Source organism: Methylobacterium sp. J-068 (assembly GCF_022829445.1).
Taxonomy (GTDB): Bacteria; Pseudomonadota; Alphaproteobacteria; order Rhizobiales; family Beijerinckiaceae; genus Methylobacterium.
This window is the reverse complement of the sequence record NZ_JAKSXY010000122.1, coordinates 93,677-112,920: the sequence shown is the minus strand read 5'-3', so window position 1 is coordinate 112,920 and position 19,244 is coordinate 93,677. Positions and strand designations below refer to the sequence as shown.

The window sequence follows — 19,244 nt, the reverse complement described above, 5'->3', positions numbered from 1 at the left end:
AGCCCCAAATGTTTCTTCTCGGCGAAGGTTTTCAGGGAGGCGCTATTCGGCGGCCATCCGCGCGGGCGCGAGGCCCTGGACCTCGGCCGCCACGGCGGCCACGACGTTGCGCAGGTGCCAGATGAGGTCCGAGAAGCCCGGCGTGATCGCGAGGGTCGCCTCGTTCATGTAGAGGCCTCGGTTGATCTCGATCTGGAGGGCGTGGCGCTCGACGTTGGGCTCCCCGTAATGCTCGGTGATGAAGCCGCCCGCGTAGGGCTTGTTGCGCAGGGTCCGGAAGCCACGCGCCCGCAGGTGATGCTCGAACGTGTCGATGAGGATCGGCGCGCAGGCCGTCCCGAAGCGGTCGCCCAGGACGATGTCGGCGCGCGCCGCCTCGTCGCGGCCCAGGCTCGACGAGGGCATCGAGTGGCAATCGATCAGGATGGCATGCCCGAACTGCCGCGCCGTGCGCTGGATCAGGCCGCGCAGGGTCCGGTGATAGGGCTTGTAGAGCGCCTCGATCCGCTCGATCGCGACCTCGACGGGCAGGCGGCCGCGATAGATCTCCTGTCCGTCGGCGACGAGGCGCGGGATGGTGCCGAGGCCGCCCGCGACCCGCATGGAGCGGGTGTTGGCGAAGGCCGGCAGGCGCCCGTCGAACATGCGCGGGTCGAGTTCGTAGGGCTCGCGGTTCACGTCGAGATAGGCGCGCGGGAAGTGCGCCCGCATCAGCGGCGCGCCGAGGTCGACCACGGGCGCGAACAGGCGGTCCACGTGCGCGTCCTCCGAGCGCCGCAGGGCGAGGCCCGTCAGCCGCGAGGCGGCGAGGAAGGCCGCTGGATAGACCGCGCCGGAATGGGGCGTGTTGAACACGAAGGGGATCGTGTGCGCCGTCGGCTCGTCCACCGCGAAGGGGGGATCGAAGGCGGCCGCTCCGGACGCGTCGTTGGTCGGGGACGGCTCTGTCATCGCGGCGCGGGCGCCTCGGTGCGGACGGGACAACGCATTCGGCCACTTTGCGGTTTGCCGGCTGGCCTGTCCAGCGCGGCGCGGCGCTGCGGCGTGGACCCGCGGTGCCGTTCGACACCCCTCGCGGGGCTCGGGGGCACCCGCGCGGCGGGCGCTTGGCAACGTTCTGTTTACCAAGCCGGTGCTTTGTGGAAAGAACACACCGAATCAAGAGTACGGGACGCCGCTCGATGAAGATCCTCCTGGCGGAAGACGACAACGACATGCGCCGGTTCCTGGCCAAGGCGTTGCAGAACGCCGGCTACGACGTGCTGTCGTTCGACAACGGCCTCTCGGCCTATAACCGCCTGCGCGAAGAGCCCTTCGAACTGCTGCTGACCGACATCGTGATGCCGGAGATGGACGGCATCGAGCTGGCGCGCCGCGCCACCGAGCTCGACCCCGACATCAAGGTGATGTTCATCACGGGCTTCGCCGCCGTGGCGCTGAACCCGGATTCCAAGGCTCCGAAGGACGCCAAGGTGCTCTCGAAGCCGTTCCACCTGCGCGACCTCGTCAACGAGGTCGAGAAGCTGCTGGCCGCCTGAGCGGGCGCCGAGCGCGCGTCCCCGTCGGCCCATCCCATACGGCAGTAGGAAGAGCCGCCCGGCTCGCCTATATGCTGTCGGGATTGGAGTGGGGCGTTGCGACGATGAAGCCGGTCACGATCTACACAACCGCGTGGTGCCCGTACTGCTCGGCGGCCAAGAGCCTGCTGCGCGACAAGGGCATCGCCTTCACGGAGATCGACGTCGAGAAGACGTCCGGCGCGCGCGCGACGATGGTCCAGCGGGCCGCCGGCCGCACCAGCGTGCCGCAGATCTTCGTCGGCGACACGCATGTGGGCGGCTGCGACGACCTCTACGCCCTCAACGGCGCGGGCCGGCTCGACCCGCTGGTGGCCGCATGAGCGAGCCGCGATTCACCGCCGCCTGCGTCCAGATGCGCTCGGGCCGCGACCCCCTCGCCAACCGCGATGCCGCCGTGGCCCTGGTGCGCGAGGCCGCCGATGCCGGCGCGCATTACGTGCAGACGCCCGAGATGACCTCGCTGGTTGAGCGCAGCAAGACGAGCCTCTTCGAGAAGGTGACCGGGCAGGACGAGGACCCGACGCTCGCGGCCCTGCGCGAGGTCGCGCGCGCGCGCGGAATCGTGATCCAGATCGGGTCGCTCGCCGTGCGCAACGGCGACAAGATCGCCAACCGCGCCTTCCTGATCGACGCGGAGGGCGCCATCACCGCCGCTTACGACAAGCTCCATCTCTACGACGTGGACCTGCCCAACGGCGAGCGTTGGCGGGAATCCGCCACCTACACGGGCGGGGCCTGCGCCGTCGTCGCGGACACGCCCTGGGCTCCGATCGGGCTCGCCATCTGCTACGATATCCGCTTCCCGGCGCTGTACCGCGCGCTCGCCGAGGCGGGCGCCACGGTGCTCACCGCGCCGGCCTGCTTCACCAAGCAGACCGGCGAGGCGCATTGGCACGTGCTGCACCGCGCCCGCGCCATCGAGACCGGCGCGTTCATGATCTCGGCGGCCCAGGGCGGCCACCACGAGGACGGGCGCGACACCTACGGCCACTCGCTCATCGTCGATCCCTGGGGCAAGGTCCTGGCCGATGCGGCCGGGGCCGAGCCCGGCGTGATCCTGGCCGAGATCGACCTCGCCCGCGTCACCGAGGCCCGTGCCCGCATCCCGGCGCTCCAGCACGCCCGGCCATTCACCGTCGAGCGGGTCGGCCGTCCCGGCTGACCCGAAAACATCCTGGCGCCATGATCCGCTACACCCTCGTCTGCGAGGCCGAGCACGGCTTCGAGAGCTGGTTCCCGTCGAGCGATTCCTACGACGCGCAGGCCGCCCGCGGCCTGGTGACATGCCCGATCTGCGGTTCGGCCGCGGTCAGCAAGGGCATGATGGCGCCCTCCATCGCCCGCACCGATCGCGGCCGGCGCCCGGAGGCATCCTCCGCGCCGGAGCCGGAGACGCCCTCGGTGCCGCAGGCGGCCCCGATCCTCGCGCCGACCGAGCCCGAGCAGCGCCTGCGCGCCCTGATGCGGGCGATGCGCGCGCAGGCGACGCAGGAGGCCGACGACGTCGGCGCGCGGTTTCCCGAGGAGGCGCGCCGGATGCATTACGGCGAGGCCGAGACCCGTCCGATCTACGGGGAGGCGAGCCTCGACGAGGCACGGGCGCTTCTCGACGAGGGGATCGACGTCGTCCCCCTTCCGCCGGCCGCCGACGACCGGCACTGAGGTTTCAGCGCTTCAGCGCCGCGACCCCCGAGATTGAGGCGAGCGCGAAGGCGACCAGCGCGTTCCAGCCCGCCAGGGAGATCCCGAACAGGCGCCAGGCGGCCGTCGAGCAATCGGCGACCCGCGTGGTCTGGAGTGTGTTCAGGAAATCGCCGACGTCCTTCGGAGTGGCGCCCGAGCCGCCGCCGCAATCGGTGGGGCCCGGCCAGAACGCCCACTCGGCGCCCGCATGGTAGACGCTAAGGCCGGCCCCGTAGAGGAGGCCGAGCGCCGCGAGGCCGAGCACGAGGCGCGTGCCCCGGGCGGGCAGGACGAGCCCGAGAAGCGCGAGGGGAATGGCCGCGTAGTAGGGAATGCGCTCCTCGAGGCAGAGCTTGCACGGCACGTAGCCGAGCCCCCACTGGAAGTAGAAGGCTCCGCCCAGCGTCAGCGCGGCGCCGACGAGGAGGAGGAGGGCGGCCCGGCGCAGGCGCAGCAGCGAAGCGTCGTTCATCTCCATCGAAGCACCCTGCATCTCTATAGAACCACCTTGAACAGGACGAAGCCTAAGATGATCACCGCGACGGAGATCGCCGCCACGACGTTGAGGTGCCGGTCGAGTACCCCACGGATCTGAACGCCGTAGCGCCCGAGAAGTCCCGCCAACAGGAAGAATCGTGCCCCGCGCGTGAGCAGCGACAGCACCACGAACCAGAACAGGTCGTAATGGGCGAAGCCCGAGGTGATGGTGACGAGCTTGAACGGGATCGGCGTCAGGCCCTTCAGCAGGATCACCCAGTGGCCGTACTGGGCGTAGGAGGCCTGGAAGGTCGCCGCCTTGTCGGACAGGCCGTAGACCCGGAACACCCATTGCCCGATGGAATCGAACAGCAGAGCGCCGATCGCGTAGCCGAGGAGCCCGCCCGCCACCGAGCACAGCGTGGTGACGAGCGCGTAGAACCAGACCCGGTCGGGCCGGCTCACCGCCATGGGCACCAGCATCACGTCGGGTGGCACGGGGAAGAACGAACTCTCCGCGAAGGCCACCGCTCCGAGCGCGTAGGGCGCCGACGGCTTGCCCGAGAGGGCGAGGATCCACTCGTAGAGGCGACGGATCATGAGGGGTCCGGATTGGCTGCAAGGGTGGGCGGCGCCCTTTGATCACACCCCGCGCGGGCTGGCGAGCGGCCGCGGGCCGCAGGCGGGGAGAAAACGCGCCTCACCCGGGCTCGAACGCGGCTCCCGCCTCCCGGCACAGGTTGACACGCGCAGGCCTGCGCGGCAGGAGATCGGGCGCGTGCCCGCGTGGTGGAATGGTAGACGCGTCCGACTCAAAATCGGAAGCCGAGAGGCGTGGGGGTTCGAGTCCCTCCGCGGGCACCACGAGCGGTTCAGGCGAAACGCCGAACTGACGGCCGGTCACGAGACGCTGGCCGCATATCGCTCCGAATGAACCTCCATCTCAGCACGATCACGCGACGGCCTCGTCCTGTCGAAGATAGGACGCCACGAGATGGCTATCCAAGCCGATGGAGAGACTGCCGGAGGGTGATTTTCAACGCCGGACGGCGCGTGCCTCCCGCGTCCGCTCGTTCCGATGGATTGAGCGGAGCGGCTTATGTCAGACCTCGATGAGACCGAGTATTATGATCGGCCCAGCGCTTGAGCCAGCGCGCCGGGATTTTGGTATGACGATGTCGAGACCGTTTCGACTTCCTGCATGAAGCCGGCAACAGTCAAATCTTCCAGATCCATCGTCAGCATTTCTTCGACGATTGTGGTGTAGTTTGCGCTGAGGAACGTCGACGAGGGATTGAGATTCGAGATGAGCACGAGGCCTGTCGGGGCGGCATCCAGGCAAATGATATTCAGATCTCTACGATGACGTTTGAGTGCCAGAACGGTCCGCCACACATCCCCGGTCCACCAACCGCCTCTGTGGGGTGCGATCGGCGCCGTGCCGTTTTGGGTTCTGTCCGTCATGGGAATTTCGACCGGCAGACAGTCGTGCAGCGCAATGACCCCGTGAGAAGCTGAATTCCGCTCCGCGTTCATGAAGTCGCGGAGTAGGAACTCGCACCGGTGCATTCCATCCAGAAACGCGAAATCCAGCCGCGCTCCGAGGATGGCTTTCGGGTCGTAATTCTCAAAAAACCTATCGCTTTCCATCTGATAAAATAAGCATAACGGTTTCTGTCCAATGACTTCGGTCGCGATCTGAAACTTGGGGTCGATGGAAATCGATGGAGCTTTTGAGAGATTGAGGGTTCCACCCGTCAAAGTGCCAATTTCCAGATACGAAATCGGATTCAATTCTGTATGCAGGCGTTCAAGTACGGAGCGATAGTTTTCTCCATCATGATCAGGTAAGCAGTTATCATTGTAAATCATGACGGGTTCCGTGCTGGTGTGGCTCTGAAGCCTGAATCCAGGAGTCATCGAGTGAGATGGCAGATGCGTGACGTCTAGAAGATCCGATACGAATTTGCCAACATCTCGAATTTTCCGGGAGATGGCGTAATTAGGAAGATGCGCATTCTCAATGTTGTCGATCGGGTAATAGTAATTTGCTTCGGTATGTTTCAGTTTATCGAGAAGCAAAAAGTTCGTGTTCAAGATCGGATCGAGTGCAACGCATGTGATGTGAGGTGATTGATGGGCGAAAATATGATTATGGAAGGCCGATCCAGCGAAGCCGGCTATATTTTGGCGCGTCGAGAACAGATAGATCTGATCGGAAATCGATAGTTGTTCGGGGAAAACGATATCGAAGCCGTGTTCGGCGAGAGCGTTCTCGATTTCGTGTTCATTTTCGATATGTGAGACACTGAAGGCCGCCAAGCGTGATTTGGACAGCCATACCGGCCGTGTATTCGGTTCTAGGCTTCGGCCTGCGAGCAGCGTGCGGCCGATACGACCCATCGGCTCGACGAAAGCTTCGTGCGCTCGGTTTTGCTCCACAAAAGCCGGGCTCGGAATGGTCAGATTCGTAAATCTGATCTTTTTCGTAGGGCTTACAAATCGACTTTGATGAAGCCCGAGCCCGGATGTCAAAACACCCATGTAGCCTTTAAAATGGGCATCGATCGCCAGATCGGAATGACACAAGAGCGGTTTGTTCTGAAACTCAGGATGAGCGCAATACCACGCTCGAGCAAGGCTGCTGACGAGGAAGTGGCCATAATGCGGGATCAACGGTCCGAAATAGATATGCTCGCGGGACTCGATGTCCATCGTCTCCGAATCGAAATCTTGAAATCGACTTTGACCGATAAGTGCGGATGTTGCGCCTCGGATATAGGAAGCGGCTTCGACAAGCTCTCCATTGGTCTGATAGATTCCCCAGGATGGGTCCTGATCAAAGAATATCTCTTGTGAAAACGGGGCGTACACACAGTCGACACGATGCTGAATTGTCGGTTCGTGCGATACAACGGTCGCTTCGCCGAAAAGCTGCAAGGAGGACGAAAAGGACATCAAGCGCCCGTGATCAGAAGCGAGGATTATGGGCCCTTTTCTAGCCGTCCCAGCTTCAACCGCAACCCGTCGGAGCGCCGCGTGTGAACCTCCGCCACCTCAGATTCTTGACTAAAATTAGAATACTCAGCCGTATATTTGGCATTAATATTATAAAGCGACAATGTAAATCTAAGATAATTTCGCTGCTTTTTGATTAAAATCAAATAAACATTTAATCATATTTAGTTTAAACTCTGTTCTTTTAATTTGGAAGCCGATAAGAGGCGCCTTGCGTCCCGCTCGTGGAAGGTTCACCCGCACTCGGGCAGCGCTTTGCCTCGGCTCTACGCCGAAGAGGCTCCGGTGGGATGCGGAAACCCCTGACGACCGCTCAAGCGGCGCTCGGGCGCGGGCGCCGCCAGGTTCGGCGCGGCCCGGCGCTCGCGTCGAGGTCGGCGCCGCGCGTGCGGATGTCCATCGCGTTGCCGCGCCACAGGATGGCGCCGCGCATCCAGGCGCTGGTCCACACCAGCGGAATCAGCGCGTCGCGGATCAGGAAGGCGAGGAGGAGCCTCGGGCGCCGGTACCAGCCGGCGCGCGCGGCGAGCGCGATCTCGGCGCCGTACCAGAGGCCCAGCAGTCCCAGAAGGCCGGCGGCGAGGGTGAGTGAGGGGGCGGCCGCCAGCGCGAGTCCGAAGGGCAGGAGCGGGCCGCAGGCGATCTCGGGTGCGAAGAAGAGCGGGAAGGTCACCCGGCGCAGACGCGCCCAGCGCAATTGCCGCGACCAGATCTCCGCCAGGGTCCGGCGGCCCAGGGGCTGGTCGAAGGGCATGGCGACGAGGTGGACCCGGGCGCCCGCCGCGCGCACGAGCTTGGTGGCCGCGGCGTCCTCGGCGATCTCGGCCGCTAGGGCCCGGATGCCGCCGCGCGCCTCGAGGAAGGGCTTGTGCCAGAGCATGCTCTTGCCCTGCGCGAAGCCGAGGCCGAGCGCCTCGCCGGTATATTGCCAGCGCGCCTGCAGGGTGTTGAGGAAGGCGCATTCGACCTCGGCGAACAGCCCGAGGGGCCGGGCGCCGATCGGCGTCGAGCAGACGAGGCCGGTATCCGGGCGCCACGCCGCCTGCAGGCGTTGCAGATAGTCCGGCGGCATCGCGACGTTGGAATCGGCGAGCACCACCCAGTCGTGGCGGGCCGCCTCCCAGCCGCGCACGCAATTGTTGAGCTTCGGGTTGTCGCTGATGCGCTCGTCGCCGACGATGAGGCGCGCGGGAACCCCGGGATGCGCCGCCATCAGCCGTCGCAGTAGCGGGACGATGGGGTCCGCCCCGTCCGCGACGCACAAGATCAGTTCGTAGCGCTCATGCGCGAGGCGGAAGCCGCGCGTCAGCAATTCCTCGCTGAAGGCCTCGATTCCGCAGACCGGCCGCACCAGGGAGACCGGGGCGTTCGCCGGAAACACCGGCCGGTGGTTGCGCCGTCCGAGACGACAGGCCGTCACCGCGATGCCGACGAGGTTGAGCAGTGTCAGGGCGGCGCAGAGCCCCAGGGCGACGCTTCCGCCGGTCCCGATCCCGTCCCACATCGGCGCATCCCACATCGGCGACACCTCATCCGGTGAGGCTCGCGGTCTCGCGGCGCGCGGTCCCGGACACGACGCCGCGGCCCGAGCCGCTTCAGCGCCCCTAACAGCCGTGATGCTTCAGTCGTATGACAGGCCTGAGCGGCGAGGGAGGTTTGGGCGTGGCGAGACGGGTGCCTGTGGCTATCGTGGAGACCGGGCCGACCCCCGTGCGGCGGTTCCCGGGGGAACGAACTGACTTGACCCACCGCTCATGAGCCTGCCCATCGCCTTTCACCCGGCCTACGAGGCGACGCTGCCGGAGGGCCATCGCTTTCCCATGCGCAAGTATGGCCGCCTCGCCGAGATCCTGGTGGCGCGGGGCCTCGTGCCCAACGGCTTCGTCCGGCCCGAGCCCGCCGGAGCCGACCTTCTCTCGGCCGCCCATGACCGCGCCTACGTGGAGGCGGTCCTCGCCCTCGACGTGCCACGCGCGGTCGAGCGCAACATCGGCCTGCCCGTGGGCGAGGCGGTCGTAGCCCGTTCCCGCGCCTCCGTGGGCGGCACCCTGCTGGCGGCTCGCCTCGCCCTGGCCCACGGGATCGCGGGCAGCACGGCCGGCGGCAGCCACCACGCCCGGCGGGAGACCGGGGCCGGCTTCTGCATCTTCAACGACGTGGCGGTGGCGGCGCGCCAGCTCCACGCCGAGGGCACCATCGCGCGCTGCCTCGTCGTCGATTGCGACGTCCACCAGGGCGACGGCACCGCCGATTGCCTGAGCGGGACGCCCGACCTCTTCACCCTGTCGATCCATGCCGAGAAGAACTACCCGACCCGGAAGATCGCCAGCGACCGTGACGTCGGCCTGCCCGACGGCGTCGACGATGCCGGGTATCTCGCCGTGCTGGAGGCCCATGTCGGGCCGCTCCTCGACGCGCTCAGGCCCGATCTCGTGTTCTACAACGCGGGTGTCGACCCGCACCGTGACGACCGCCTCGGCCGCCTCGCCCTGACCGATGCAGGACTCCTGGCGCGCGACCGCTTCGTGGTCGGAGCGGTGAGGGGCCGGGGCATCCCGTTCGTGGGCGTCATCGGCGGTGGCTATTCCACCGACATCGACGCCCTGGCCGGCCGCCACGCCCTCGTCTTCTCCGCGATGGCGGAGGCGGCGTAGCGGGCCGCGCGGGGCGCGTGCCACGTCGGGTCAGGTCAGGGTGATCCCACAGAGGGCGGTGAGCAGTACGACGAGCCACGGGGGCGCCCGGCCCACCGTGAGGAGCACGAAGGCCAGCACGACCACGGCGAAATCCCGGGAATGGCCGACCGCCCCGGTCCAGACGGGATCGTAGAGCGCCGCGGCGAGGATGCCGACGACCGCCGCGTTGGTCCCCCGCATGGCCGCCCGCGCGAGCGGGCGCGTCCGGAGGGCGTCCCAGTAGGGCAGGGCGCCGTAGACCAGCAGCAGCCCCGGCAGGAAGATCGCCACCAGCGCGATGGCGGCGCCGAGGACGCCGTGCGGGACCGGCCCGGCCACCGCACCCAGATAGGCGGCGACGGTGAACAGCGGTCCCGGCACGGCCTGGGCCGCGCCGTAGCCGGCCAGAAAGGCGTCGGGGCCGACCCAGCCCTGGCCCACCACCTCGGCGCGCAGAAGCGGCAGCACCACGTGGCCGCCGCCGAAGACCAGGGCGCCGGAATGGTAGAACGCATCGTACAGCGCCAGCGCCTGCGAGCGCAGGGCGACCGCCAGCACCGGCGGCACGACGAGCAGTAGTCCGAACGCGACCAGCGCGGCGGCACCGGCCCGGCGGGAGACTGGAACGGTCAGGCGTCCGCCCGGCGCCTCCGGACCCGTTCGGCAGAGCACGAGGCCGCAGAGGGCGCCGAGCGCGATGGCGCCGAGCTGCCCGAGCGCGCCCGCGACGAACACGGTCAGGAACAACGCCGCCACCGCGATGCCGGCGCGGGGCCGGTCGGGCGCCAGCGTGCGGGCCATGCCCCAGACGGCCTGGGCGACGACGGCGACGGCCACGAGCTTGAGGCCGTGGATCAGGCCCTCCGCCACGGGACCGGTGAGGCTGTTGGCGCCGTAGGCGAAGGCCAGCAGGAGGAGCGCCGAGGGCAGGGTGAACGCCGTCCAGGCGGCGAGGCCCCCCAGCAGGCCGCCGCCCCGCATCACACCGAGGGTGAAGCCGACCTGGCTGGAGGCGGGGCCGGGCAGGAACTGGCACAGGGCCACGAGATCGGCGTAGCCGGCTTCGTCGATCCAGCGGCGGCGGGTCACCAGTTCGTCGCGGAAGTAGCCGAGATGCGCGATGGGGCCGCCGAACGCCGTCAGCCCGAGCGTCAGGAAGGCCCGGAACACTTCGCCGGGCGTCCCCGGGACTCGGGGCGTTTCGGCGGCCCCGGACGGTCCCGAGACTTGCGATCCGTCCGGCCCGCTCGCGTGGCCGACCTGATCCGATGGTAGCGAGGTCACGCGGGAAATCCTCTTGGGCCGAATCGGGTGATCGGCGCCATCGTGTGTGCGCCCGCGGACGGGTGCAGGGCGAGACCAAGCGGGATGCCGCCCGGACGTCCGATGCTGACGCCGCGCGTCAGGTCTCGCCATCCCGGTCCGACGCCGCCGGCGCCCCGGTCTTTGGCAGGCTCTGCGCGGCGTGCTCCATGGCGTCGAACAGCCTCTCCAGTTCGGGGCCCTCCAGGCAGTGGAAGCCGAGCGTCCGGGTGAGGAGCAGGCCGAGGGTCGCGAAGGTCAGCATGGCGCCGGCGCCCGGGCAGCAGGCGACGTCCTCCATCAGGGCGAGGCGCTGCTTCAGGTAGGCGCTGAAACCCGCGAAGGCCTCCGGATTCTCGGCCGAGGCCAGCAGCAGCGCGCGCGGAAACCCGTCCTCGTCGGCGTAGACCTGACGCACGTGCGCGATCAGCGCGAGGGGGAGGGCGGCCGGGCCCGGGCCCTGCTCGGCCTCGTGCGCCGCCACGCTCTCGCGAATCTCCCGCAGCTTGCGCTCGGCGAGCGCCGAGATCAGCGCATCCTTCGAGGCATAGTGATGGAGGACGCCCCCCTTGCTCAGGGAGGCTTCGGCCGCCACCGCGTCGATGGTGAGCGTGCGCGTCCCGACGCGCCGAATCAGGCGCTCGGCGGCGTCGAGGATGACCAGCGGCCGGTCTTCGCGGCGGGTGCGCGCCTTCGTCATCGACAAACCAGCGGGGCGGACGGGGGCCGAAAGGCGGCCCGCATCACCGAGAAGATCGGAAGCATCAAGCACTTACCTGGGAACGTGGCGAGGGAGAAGCCGAAATGTCCAGATAAAAACCGTCTGGACGGTCGGTAAGTTAGCCGATATGGGTGTCCGCCGATAGGGTCCTGTCGAGGCTTGGGCACGCGATGGTGGATTGGATGATCGTTCGGCGGCGCGGATGCGGGGCCGCGTCCCTGTGCGCCGCGATCCTCACCGCCATTCCCTCGGCCAGGGCGGCCGGCGAGCCGGCTGCCACGCGATCCGCGACGCCGGCCCTGGCGCTCGTGCGCACCGTGGTCGCGCGGCCCACCACCATCGCGTCCGACCTGATCTTCACCGGCGACATCCAGGCTCAGTCGCAGGTCAACGTCGCCTTCCGAACCAACGGCAAGATCGCCAAGCGTCTGGTGGAAGTCGGCGACCACGTCAGCGCCGACCAGGTGCTGGCCAAGCTCGACCCGCAGGAGCAGCGGGCCAATCTCAACAACGCCCAGGCCGCGCTCACCTCCGCCGAGGCGCTGCTGACCCAGGCCAAGCTCAACTTCAAGCGCCAGGAGCAGCTGCTCTCCAACGGCTACACCACCCGGCCGAGCTACGACGACGCCGAGCAGCAGCTGCGCACCACCCAGGCCTCGGTCGATTCGGCCAGGGCGGCCTTGGGCACCGCGGAGGAGCAGTTCTCCTATACGGATCTCAAGGCGGGCGTGGACGGCATCGTTCTCAGCCGCACCTTCGAGATGGGCCAGGTGGTCCAGTCCGGTCAGACCGTGCTGGCCCTGGCACAGGACGGTCCACGCGACGCGGTGTTCAACATCTTCGAGGCGGTGCTGGCCGCGCCCCCCGAGAGCAAGACCGTGGAGGTCACGCTCCAGGCCGATCCGCGCGTTAGGGCGGTCGGGCGGGTGCGGGAAATCTCGCCCAGCGTCGACGCCGCCTCCGGCACCGTGCGGGTCAAGGTCGGGCTCGACGAGACGCCCCAGGCCATGGGCCTCGGCGCCGTGGTGATCGGCACCGGCAAGTTCCGGCCGCGCCAGGCGGTCGTCCTGCCCTGGTCGGCCCTCTACCGTTGGGAGAACGGACCGGCGGTCTGGATCCGCGATGCCGCGAACGGCACCGTGAATCCGCGCCCCGTGGCGATCGAGCGCTACGGCCCGAACACCATCGCGCTGAAGGGCGGCATCGCACCCGGCGAGGAGGTCGTCGTCGCGGGCATCCAGCTGCTTCGTCCGGGCCAGACGGTCGAGGTCGCTCAGACCCTCGAAGGCACGGTTCCGGAAGCCAAGGTTCCGGAGGGCACCCGATGATCCGGTCCGTTCGCGGAGTCCTGGCCCTCGTCGCCGTCCTCGGCGCCTGCCAAGCGTCCGAGGAGCCGAAGGCGCCGCCGCCCGTGCGGCCGGTGCTCTTCCGGGTCGTCAAGCCGGTGGATCACAAGGCCTTCGGCCCCTTCGCGGGCGTGGTCGCGCCGCGCTACCAGTCCGAGATCGGCTTCCAGATCGCGGGCCGCATGATCGCCCGCGACGTGACGATGGGCGACATCGTGCGGAAGGGCCAGCGCATCGCCGCCCTCGATCCGGTGGTGACCCGCTTCGCCCTGACCCGGGCGGAAGCCGACCTCGCCGACGCCAAGGCACAGGCCGAGAACGCCAACGCCACGGAGATCCGCCGTCGGCGCCTGTTCGGTGGCGGCAACGTCACCCAGGCGCAGCTCGACACCGCCGTGGCGGGCCGCGACACCGCCCAGGCCCGCCTCGCCCAGGCCGAGGCGAACCTGCAGAAGGCCCGGGACCAGATGGGCTACACCGAGCTTCACGCGGATTTCGACGGCGTCGTCACGGTGCGCAGCGCCGAGGTCGGGCAGATGCTCAGCGCCGGCCAGGCGGTGGCGACCCTCGCGCGCCCCGAGGAACGCGAGGCCGTGGTCGACATCCCGGAGGAACTCGTCGGCACGATGCCCACGGATGCGCAATTCACGGTGGCGCTCCAGAGCGCGCCGGAGGTCACCGCGACGGCGCGGGTGCGCGAGACCGCGCCCTTCGCCGACCCGACCACGCGCACGCGGCGCATCCGCATGACGCTGGTCAAGCCTTCGGAGGCGTTCCGCCTCGGCTCGACCCTCACCGTGACCCTGATGCGGGCGGAGCCCCCCCACGTCGATCTACCCGCCACCGCGCTGCTCACCGAAGGGGGGCGCGACAGCGTCTGGCTCGTCGCGGAGGACGGTCGGAGCGTCCGCCGGCAGGCGGTCACCGTCGCGCATCGCGAGGGCGACCGCGTGTCCATCGGCGACGGCCTGAAGGCCGGGGACCGCGTGGTGCTGGCCGGAATCCACACCCTGAAGGAGGGGCAGGCCGTGCGCCTGTCCGACACGGCGCCGTGAGGCGCGGAGCCGCCCGTTTCGAGATTCAGCCGCCACCCCGGTGAGGCGAGAGCAATTCCGTGAAGAACTTCAATCTCTCCGAATGGGCGCTGGAGCACCGCTCCTTCGTCTGGTTCCTGATGCTGATCTCGGTCGTGGCCGGCTTCCTGGCCTACGAGCGCCTCGGCCGCGAGGAGGACCCGCCCTTCGCGATCAAGACCATGATCGTGCAGGCACGCTGGCCCGGCGCCACCATCAGCGACACCCTCGATCAGGTCACCGAGCGGATCGAGAAGGAATTGCAGCAGATCGACGCCGTCGATTTCAGCCGCAGCTACACCACGCCGGGCCAGGCCACGGTGTTCGTGCAGCTGCGCGAGACGACGCCGCCGAAGACCATTCCGGCGATCTTCTACCAGGTGCGCAAGCGCATCGGCGACATCCAGAACACCTTCCCGCAGGGCATCCAGGGGCCGTTCTTCAACGACGAGTTCGGTGACGTGTTCGGCAACGTCTACGCCTTCACGGCCGATGGCGTGACCCCGCGCCAATTGCGCGACTACGTCGAGCGCGTCCGCGCCGAGGTGAAGAAGGTGCCGTCGGCGGGCAAGATGCAGCTGCTCGGCGCGCAGGACGAGGTGATCTACCTCGACTTCTCCACCCGCAAGCTCGCGGGCCTGGGCCTCGACACCAATTCGGTGATCAAGACCCTGCAATCCCAGAACGCCATCGCGCCCTCCGGCGTGATCCAGGGGGGACCCGAGCGTGTCTCGGTCAGGGTCGGCGGGCAGTTCGTGTCCGAGGACAGCCTGCGGGCCGTGAACCTGCGGGTGAACGACCGCTTCTTCCGCCTCTCCGACGTCGCCGAGATCTCACGCGGCTTCACCGATCCGCCGACCGACCTGTTCCGCTTCAACGGCCGGCCCGCGATCGGTCTGGCCATCGCCATGCAGCCCTCGGGCAACCTGCTCACCTTCGGCCACGACCTGAAGGAGCGCATGCGCAAGCTCGAGGGCGAATTGCCCGTGGGCGTCGGCATCCACCTCGTCTCGGACCAGCCTAGAATCGTCGAGGAGGCGGTGGGCGGCTTCACCAAGGCGCTGGTCGAGGCCGTGGTGATCGTGCTCGCGGTGAGCTTCCTCAGCCTCGGCTGGCGCGCGGGGCTCGTGGTCTCGCTGTCGATCCCGCTGGTGCTCGCCATCGTGTTCGTGGTCATGCAGGTGATGGGCGTGACCCTCCAGCGCATCTCGCTCGGGGCGCTCATCATCGCGCTCGGGCTCCTCGTCGACGACGCCATGATCACCGTCGAGATGATGGTGGCGCGCCTGGAGGTCGGCGACAGTCTGAAGAAGGCCGCGACCTTCGCCTACACCTCCACGGCCTTCCCCATGCTCACCGGCACGCTTGTGACGGTGGCGGGCTTCCTGCCCATCGGCTTCAACGGCTCGTCGGCGGGCGAGTACACCTACTCCCTGTTCGTGGTCATCGCGGCCTCGCTTCTCGTCTCCTGGGTGGTGGCGGTGCTGTTCGCGCCCCTCATCGGCGTGAAGCTCTTGCCCAAGCAGCTCAAGCACAAGCACCAGGACGCACCGAGCCGCTCCATGAGGCTCTTCACCGGGCTGCTCACGGCCGCCATGCGCTGGCGCTGGACCACCGTCGCCGCCTGCGTGGCCATGCTGGCGGCCTCCATCGTCGGCATGGGCTTCGTGCAGCAGCAGTTCTTCCCGGCCTCCGACCGGCCGGAACTCCTCGTCGACATGACGCTGCCGCAGAACGCCAGCATCGCGGAGACGAAGGCCCAGATGGACCGCTTCGAGGCGACGCTGGTGGGCGAGCCCGAGATCGTGCGCTGGTCGTCCTACGTGGGCCAGGGCGCGGTGCGCTTCTACCTGCCGCTGGACCAGCAGCTCGGCAACGCCTTCTTCGGCCAGATCGTCATCGAGACGAAGTCGATCGAGGCGCGCGAGCGCATGAAGCGCAAGCTCGACCGGCTCGCCCGTGAAAAGTTCGTCGGCACCGACTTCCTCATCCACTCCCTCGATCTCGGCCCCCCGGTCGGGCGCCCGGTGCAGTACCGCCTCAGCGGACCCGACCTTCAGACCCTGCGCGGGCACGCGCTGGCGCTCGCCAACATCGTCGGCGCCAACCCGCATCTCGACGTGCCGACCTTCGACTGGAACGAGCCCGGCAAGGTGCTCAAAGTCGACATCATCCAGGACAAGGCGCGCCAGCTCGGCGTGACCTCGGAGGACATCGCGGGGCTCCTCAACGGCATCGTCGGGGGCCGCGCGATCACCCAGGTCCGCGACTCGATCTACCTCGTCAAGGTGGTCGCCCGCGCGCAGGCGGTGGAGCGCAACTCCCTCGACACGCTCCAGAGCCTGCAGATTCCCCTCGCCAACGGCAGCGTCGTGCCGCTGCTCGCCTTCGCGACCATCGGCTACGAGCTGGAACAGCCCATCGTCTGGCGCCGCGACCGCCTGCCGACCATCACGGTGCGGGCCTCGATCGCCGACGACACCCAGCCCGCCACGGTGGTGCAACAGCTCGACGCGAAGATCGCCGGGTTCCGCGAGAGCCTGCCGGACGGCTACGTCCTGGCGGTCGGCGGCGCGGTGGAGGAGAGCGCCAAGGGCCAGGGGCCCATCGCCGCCGTGGCGCCCGTCATGCTGCTGACCATGGCGATGTTCCTGATGATCCAGCTCCAGAGCTTCCAGAAGCTGTTCCTGGTGGCGAGCGTCGCCCCCCTCGGGCTGATCGGCGTGGCGGCGGCGCTCCTGCTGTTCGACAAGCCGATGGGCTTCGTGGCGATCCTCGGCATCCTGGCGCTGATCGGCATCATCGTGCGCAACTCGGTGATCCTGGTGACCCAGATCGACGAGTACGAGCGCGACGGCTTGGCCCCCTGGGACGCCGTGGTGGACGCCACCTGCCACCGCATGCGGCCGATCCTGCTCACGGCGGCGGCGGCGAGCTTCGGCCTCGTGCCTATCGCCCGCGAGGTGTTCTGGGGGCCGATGGCCTACGCGATGATCGGCGGCATCCTGGCGGCGACCTTCCTGACGCTGTTCTTCCTGCCCGCCCTCTATGTCGGCTGGTACCGCATCAAGGCGCCGCCGAAGGGCACGCCGCGCCGGGTCCACGGCGCCGACGGACACGTGCACGCCGCGCCGGTTCAGGCGGGGTGAGGACCCGCCCGCCGGTCGGGGCCCTCAGGCCTCCGCCGCGCGCCGGGTTCCCGCCCGGTCGACGACCGCCTCGGGGCGGGAATCCGTCGTGGCGTAATAGGGCTTGATGTCGAGGAGCGGGGTGCCGTCGCGGCAATCGAGGCCGCGCACGTCGAGGCGCCCCTCGTCCCGGCCGAGGAGTTCGACCACCGACAGGGCGATTGGGTTCGGGCGGACGGGGGAGCGCAGCGAGAACGTGCCCCGGCTGCCCTCCGCGTGGCGCGGGCGCTGGAGCGCGAGGTCGCGCACGGCCTCGTCCATCCAGTAGAGCACGATGAGGTGGCTCGCGCCCTCCACGTTCTGGAGGCCGGCGGCGAAGGGTGGGTCCACCAGCAGCGTGCAGGTCGCCTGGGTCTGGAGCCCGTTCTTCGGGCAGTCCGCCCGGCTCGCCCAGGGCGTGCGGATGCGGCCGATGAAGTAGAGCCCGGCATCGAAGCCCTCGGGCAGCGGAATCGCCACCTCGCCGGGCCGATGTGCTGTCGGGTCGCTCATGTCCAGGGCCTCCGCCGCGCGTGGTGCCGCGCGGAGGATCGGTGTCCCGCAGGATGCCGTCCGGGGCAAGTCGGGAAGCGGATCGGGCGGGCAGCCGTGATCCCGAGACTGCTGGTCGGTGCCTCGGGGTTCGCGTCCCGGAGCGGCGCGGTGTAAGAGGCCGGGGACCGAAGGTTTGGCCGGGAGGCACCGTGATCCGCGACGAATTGCGACCGATGGAATCCGTCTCCGATCCCGAGACCGCCGTGGACCGTCTGGCCGCGCTGCATGCGGGAGCGATCGAGGCGCTGCAATCGGCGCTGTCGCGTTATCTCGACGGCGGCCCGCCCCCCGACGCCACCGAGCGGCTGCAGTTCCGCTATCCCGAACTGCGCGTCACCTACCAGCCGTCCGGCCCGATGCCGAGGGTCTCGCGGGCCACGGCGAAGTTCCAGGCGCCCGGCATCTACGCCACCACCGTGACCCAGCCAGGCCATTTCCGCCGGTACCTGCTGGAGCAGCTGGCGCCCCTGGTGCGCGATTACGGCGCCAGCCTCGAAGTGGGCCTGAGCGCCCAGGAAATCCCCTATCCCTACGTGATCGAGCCCGGCGCCGATCTCGGGCGCAGCGGCGTCACGCCCCGCGATCTGGCCACCTACTTTCCCGTGCCGCTGCTCTCGGTGGTGGGCGACGAGATCGCGGACGGTCTCTGGCAGGATCTGCCCGACGCGCCGCGTCCGCTGGCGCTGTTCGACGCGATCCGCTCGGATTACTCGCTGCGCCGCCTGGTGCATTACACCGGCAGCGACTGGCGCGACGTGCAGCCCTGGATCCTGCTGACGAACTATCATCGCTACGTCGACGGCTTCATCCGCCACGGGCTCGAGCGCCTGGCACGCGGCGACGAGGGCTTCGAGCGCTTGATCCTGCCCGGCGGCGTCTCGGTCTCGCGGGACGAGGCCGCCTCCGTCGATCCGGCGGCGCTCATCGCCGCCTCGCCCTGGCACAAGTACCAGATGCCGGCCTACCACCTCGTCGCCCGTGGGGCCGATGGCAGCCAGCAGGGCACCACGCTGGTGAATATCGGCGTCGGCCCCTCCAACGCGAAGACGATCACCGACCACCTCGCGGTGCTGCGCCCGCATTGCTGGCTGATGGTGGGCCATTGCGGCGGCCTGCGCCAGTCGCAGACCATCGGCGACTACGTGCTCGCCCACGGCTACCTGCGCCGCGACCGCATCCTCGACGAACTCGTGCCGCCCGACGTGCCGGTCCCGGCTTTGGCCGAGGTGCAGCTCGCCCTCCAGGCGGCGGCCGCCCAGATCACCGGCGAGCAGAGCGAGGCCCTCAAGCGCCGCCTGCGCACCGGCACCGTGGTGACCTACGACGACCGCAACTGGGAGCTCCGCTTCAGCCAGGAGCGCCGGCGCATCAACCTCTCGCGCGCCATCGGCGTCGACATGGAGAGCGGCACCATCGCGGCCCAGGGCTACCGCCTGCGCGTCCCCTACGGCACCCTGCTCTGCGTCTCTGACAAGCCCCTGCACGGCGAGATCAAGCTGCCGGGCGCGGCCAACGCCTTCTACGAGCGCGCGGTGGCCGAGCACCTGCTCATCGGTCTCGCCGCCCTCGACAACCTGCGCGCCGAGCGCCACGGCCTGCATTCGCGCAAGCTGCGCAGCTTCGACGAGCCGCCGTTCCGGTAGGGGC

The 19,244-nt window shown here is 68.6% G+C and carries 17 protein-coding genes and 1 tRNA gene; 10 read left to right on the top strand and 8 right to left on the bottom strand.

The annotated features are described in order from the left end of the window. Nucleotides 1–42: 42 nt before the first annotated feature. Nucleotides 43–951, bottom strand: coding sequence for an N-formylglutamate amidohydrolase (locus MKK54_RS20780; RefSeq protein ID WP_244013769.1), 909 nt, complete (start codon nt 949–951; stop codon nt 43–45). A 230-nt stretch (nt 952–1,181) separates the two neighbouring features. Here MKK54_RS20780 and cpdR point away from each other — a divergent pair, with 230 nt between their 5' ends. From cpdR to MKK54_RS20760, 4 genes are all read left to right on the top strand, one after another. Continuing rightward, a complete protein-coding gene (cpdR, locus tag MKK54_RS20775) occupies nt 1,182–1,538 on the top strand; it encodes a cell cycle two-component system response regulator CpdR (RefSeq protein WP_003603128.1) in 357 nt (118 codons plus the stop codon). 104 nt (nt 1,539–1,642) lie between these two features. Further along, nucleotides 1,643–1,900: a glutaredoxin 3 gene (gene grxC / locus MKK54_RS20770; protein ID WP_244013768.1), complete on the top strand. Its 258-nt coding sequence runs from the start codon at nt 1,643–1,645 to the stop codon at nt 1,898–1,900. After that, complete coding sequence (locus tag MKK54_RS20765) at nt 1,897–2,742, top strand: carbon-nitrogen hydrolase family protein (protein ID WP_244013767.1); 846 nt, start codon at nt 1,897–1,899, stop codon at nt 2,740–2,742. The genes grxC and MKK54_RS20765 overlap by 4 nt, the downstream gene beginning before the upstream one ends. A gap of 20 nt (nt 2,743–2,762) precedes the next feature. Further along, on the top strand, nt 2,763–3,242 hold the full coding sequence (locus tag MKK54_RS20760) for a DUF1178 family protein (RefSeq protein ID WP_244013766.1): 480 nt from the start codon (nt 2,763–2,765) through the stop codon (nt 3,240–3,242). 4 nt (nt 3,243–3,246) lie between these two features. Here MKK54_RS20760 and MKK54_RS20755 read toward each other — a convergent pair whose 3' ends face one another. Then, on the bottom strand, nt 3,247–3,735 hold the full coding sequence (locus MKK54_RS20755; protein WP_244013765.1) for a disulfide bond formation protein B: 489 nt from the start codon (nt 3,733–3,735) through the stop codon (nt 3,247–3,249). Between the two features lie 23 nt (nt 3,736–3,758). Further along, nucleotides 3,759–4,340 carry a YqaA family protein gene (locus tag MKK54_RS20750; RefSeq protein WP_244013764.1) on the bottom strand — a complete coding sequence of 194 codons (582 nt, stop codon included), beginning with the start codon at nt 4,338–4,340 and terminating at the stop codon, nt 3,759–3,761. Between the two features lie 180 nt (nt 4,341–4,520). On the opposite strand from MKK54_RS20750, the gene MKK54_RS20745 reads away from it, so the two are divergent. Then, a tRNA-Leu gene (locus MKK54_RS20745) sits at nt 4,521–4,604 on the top strand. Between the two features lie 261 nt (nt 4,605–4,865). Here MKK54_RS20745 and MKK54_RS20740 read toward each other — a convergent pair. Beyond that, the gene (locus MKK54_RS20740) at nt 4,866–6,698 is read right to left on the bottom strand and encodes a glycosyltransferase 61 family protein (RefSeq protein ID WP_244013763.1); all 1,833 of its coding nucleotides are present in this window, start codon (nt 6,696–6,698) and stop codon (nt 4,866–4,868) included. Between the two features lie 373 nt (nt 6,699–7,071). Then, nucleotides 7,072–8,277 (bottom strand): ceramide glucosyltransferase, encoded by a 1,206-nt coding sequence (locus MKK54_RS20735; protein ID WP_409564217.1) that lies wholly within the window; start codon nt 8,275–8,277, stop codon nt 7,072–7,074. A gap of 235 nt (nt 8,278–8,512) precedes the next feature. Between MKK54_RS20735 and MKK54_RS20730 the strand changes: the two genes are divergently transcribed. Beyond that, on the top strand, nt 8,513–9,412 hold the full coding sequence (locus tag MKK54_RS20730) for a histone deacetylase (RefSeq protein ID WP_244013762.1): 900 nt from the start codon (nt 8,513–8,515) through the stop codon (nt 9,410–9,412). Between the two features lie 30 nt (nt 9,413–9,442). Here the strand turns inward: MKK54_RS20730 and chrA are convergent, their stop codons facing one another. Continuing rightward, nucleotides 9,443–10,603 (bottom strand): chromate efflux transporter, encoded by a 1,161-nt coding sequence (gene chrA, locus MKK54_RS20725; protein WP_244014609.1) that lies wholly within the window; start codon nt 10,601–10,603, stop codon nt 9,443–9,445. 232 nt (nt 10,604–10,835) lie between these two features. After that, the gene (locus MKK54_RS20720; protein ID WP_244013761.1) at nt 10,836–11,435 is read right to left on the bottom strand and encodes a TetR/AcrR family transcriptional regulator; all 600 of its coding nucleotides are present in this window, start codon (nt 11,433–11,435) and stop codon (nt 10,836–10,838) included. A 203-nt stretch (nt 11,436–11,638) separates the two neighbouring features. On the opposite strand from MKK54_RS20720, the gene MKK54_RS20715 reads away from it, so the two are divergent. From MKK54_RS20715 to MKK54_RS20705, 3 genes are read left to right on the top strand one after another with little or no spacing between them, the layout of a single operon-like run. Further along, complete coding sequence (locus tag MKK54_RS20715; protein ID WP_244013760.1) at nt 11,639–12,784, top strand: efflux RND transporter periplasmic adaptor subunit; 1,146 nt, start codon at nt 11,639–11,641, stop codon at nt 12,782–12,784. Then, a complete protein-coding gene (locus MKK54_RS20710) occupies nt 12,781–13,857 on the top strand; it encodes an efflux RND transporter periplasmic adaptor subunit (RefSeq protein WP_244013759.1) in 1,077 nt (358 codons plus the stop codon). The genes MKK54_RS20715 and MKK54_RS20710 overlap by 4 nt, the downstream gene beginning before the upstream one ends. 59 nt (nt 13,858–13,916) lie before the next feature. After that, nucleotides 13,917–17,024, top strand: coding sequence for an efflux RND transporter permease subunit (locus MKK54_RS20705; RefSeq protein WP_313898405.1), 3,108 nt, complete (start codon nt 13,917–13,919; stop codon nt 17,022–17,024). 24 nt (nt 17,025–17,048) lie between these two features. On the opposite strand, the gene tsaA is transcribed toward MKK54_RS20705, so the two are convergent. Continuing rightward, nucleotides 17,049–17,555, bottom strand: coding sequence for a tRNA (N6-threonylcarbamoyladenosine(37)-N6)-methyltransferase TrmO (gene tsaA, locus MKK54_RS20700; protein ID WP_244013758.1), 507 nt, complete (start codon nt 17,553–17,555; stop codon nt 17,049–17,051). A 191-nt stretch (nt 17,556–17,746) separates the two neighbouring features. Between tsaA and MKK54_RS20695 the strand changes: the two genes are divergently transcribed. Next, nucleotides 17,747–19,240 (top strand): AMP nucleosidase, encoded by a 1,494-nt coding sequence (locus tag MKK54_RS20695; protein ID WP_409564216.1) that lies wholly within the window; start codon nt 17,747–17,749, stop codon nt 19,238–19,240. Nucleotides 19,241–19,244 lie beyond the last annotated feature (4 nt).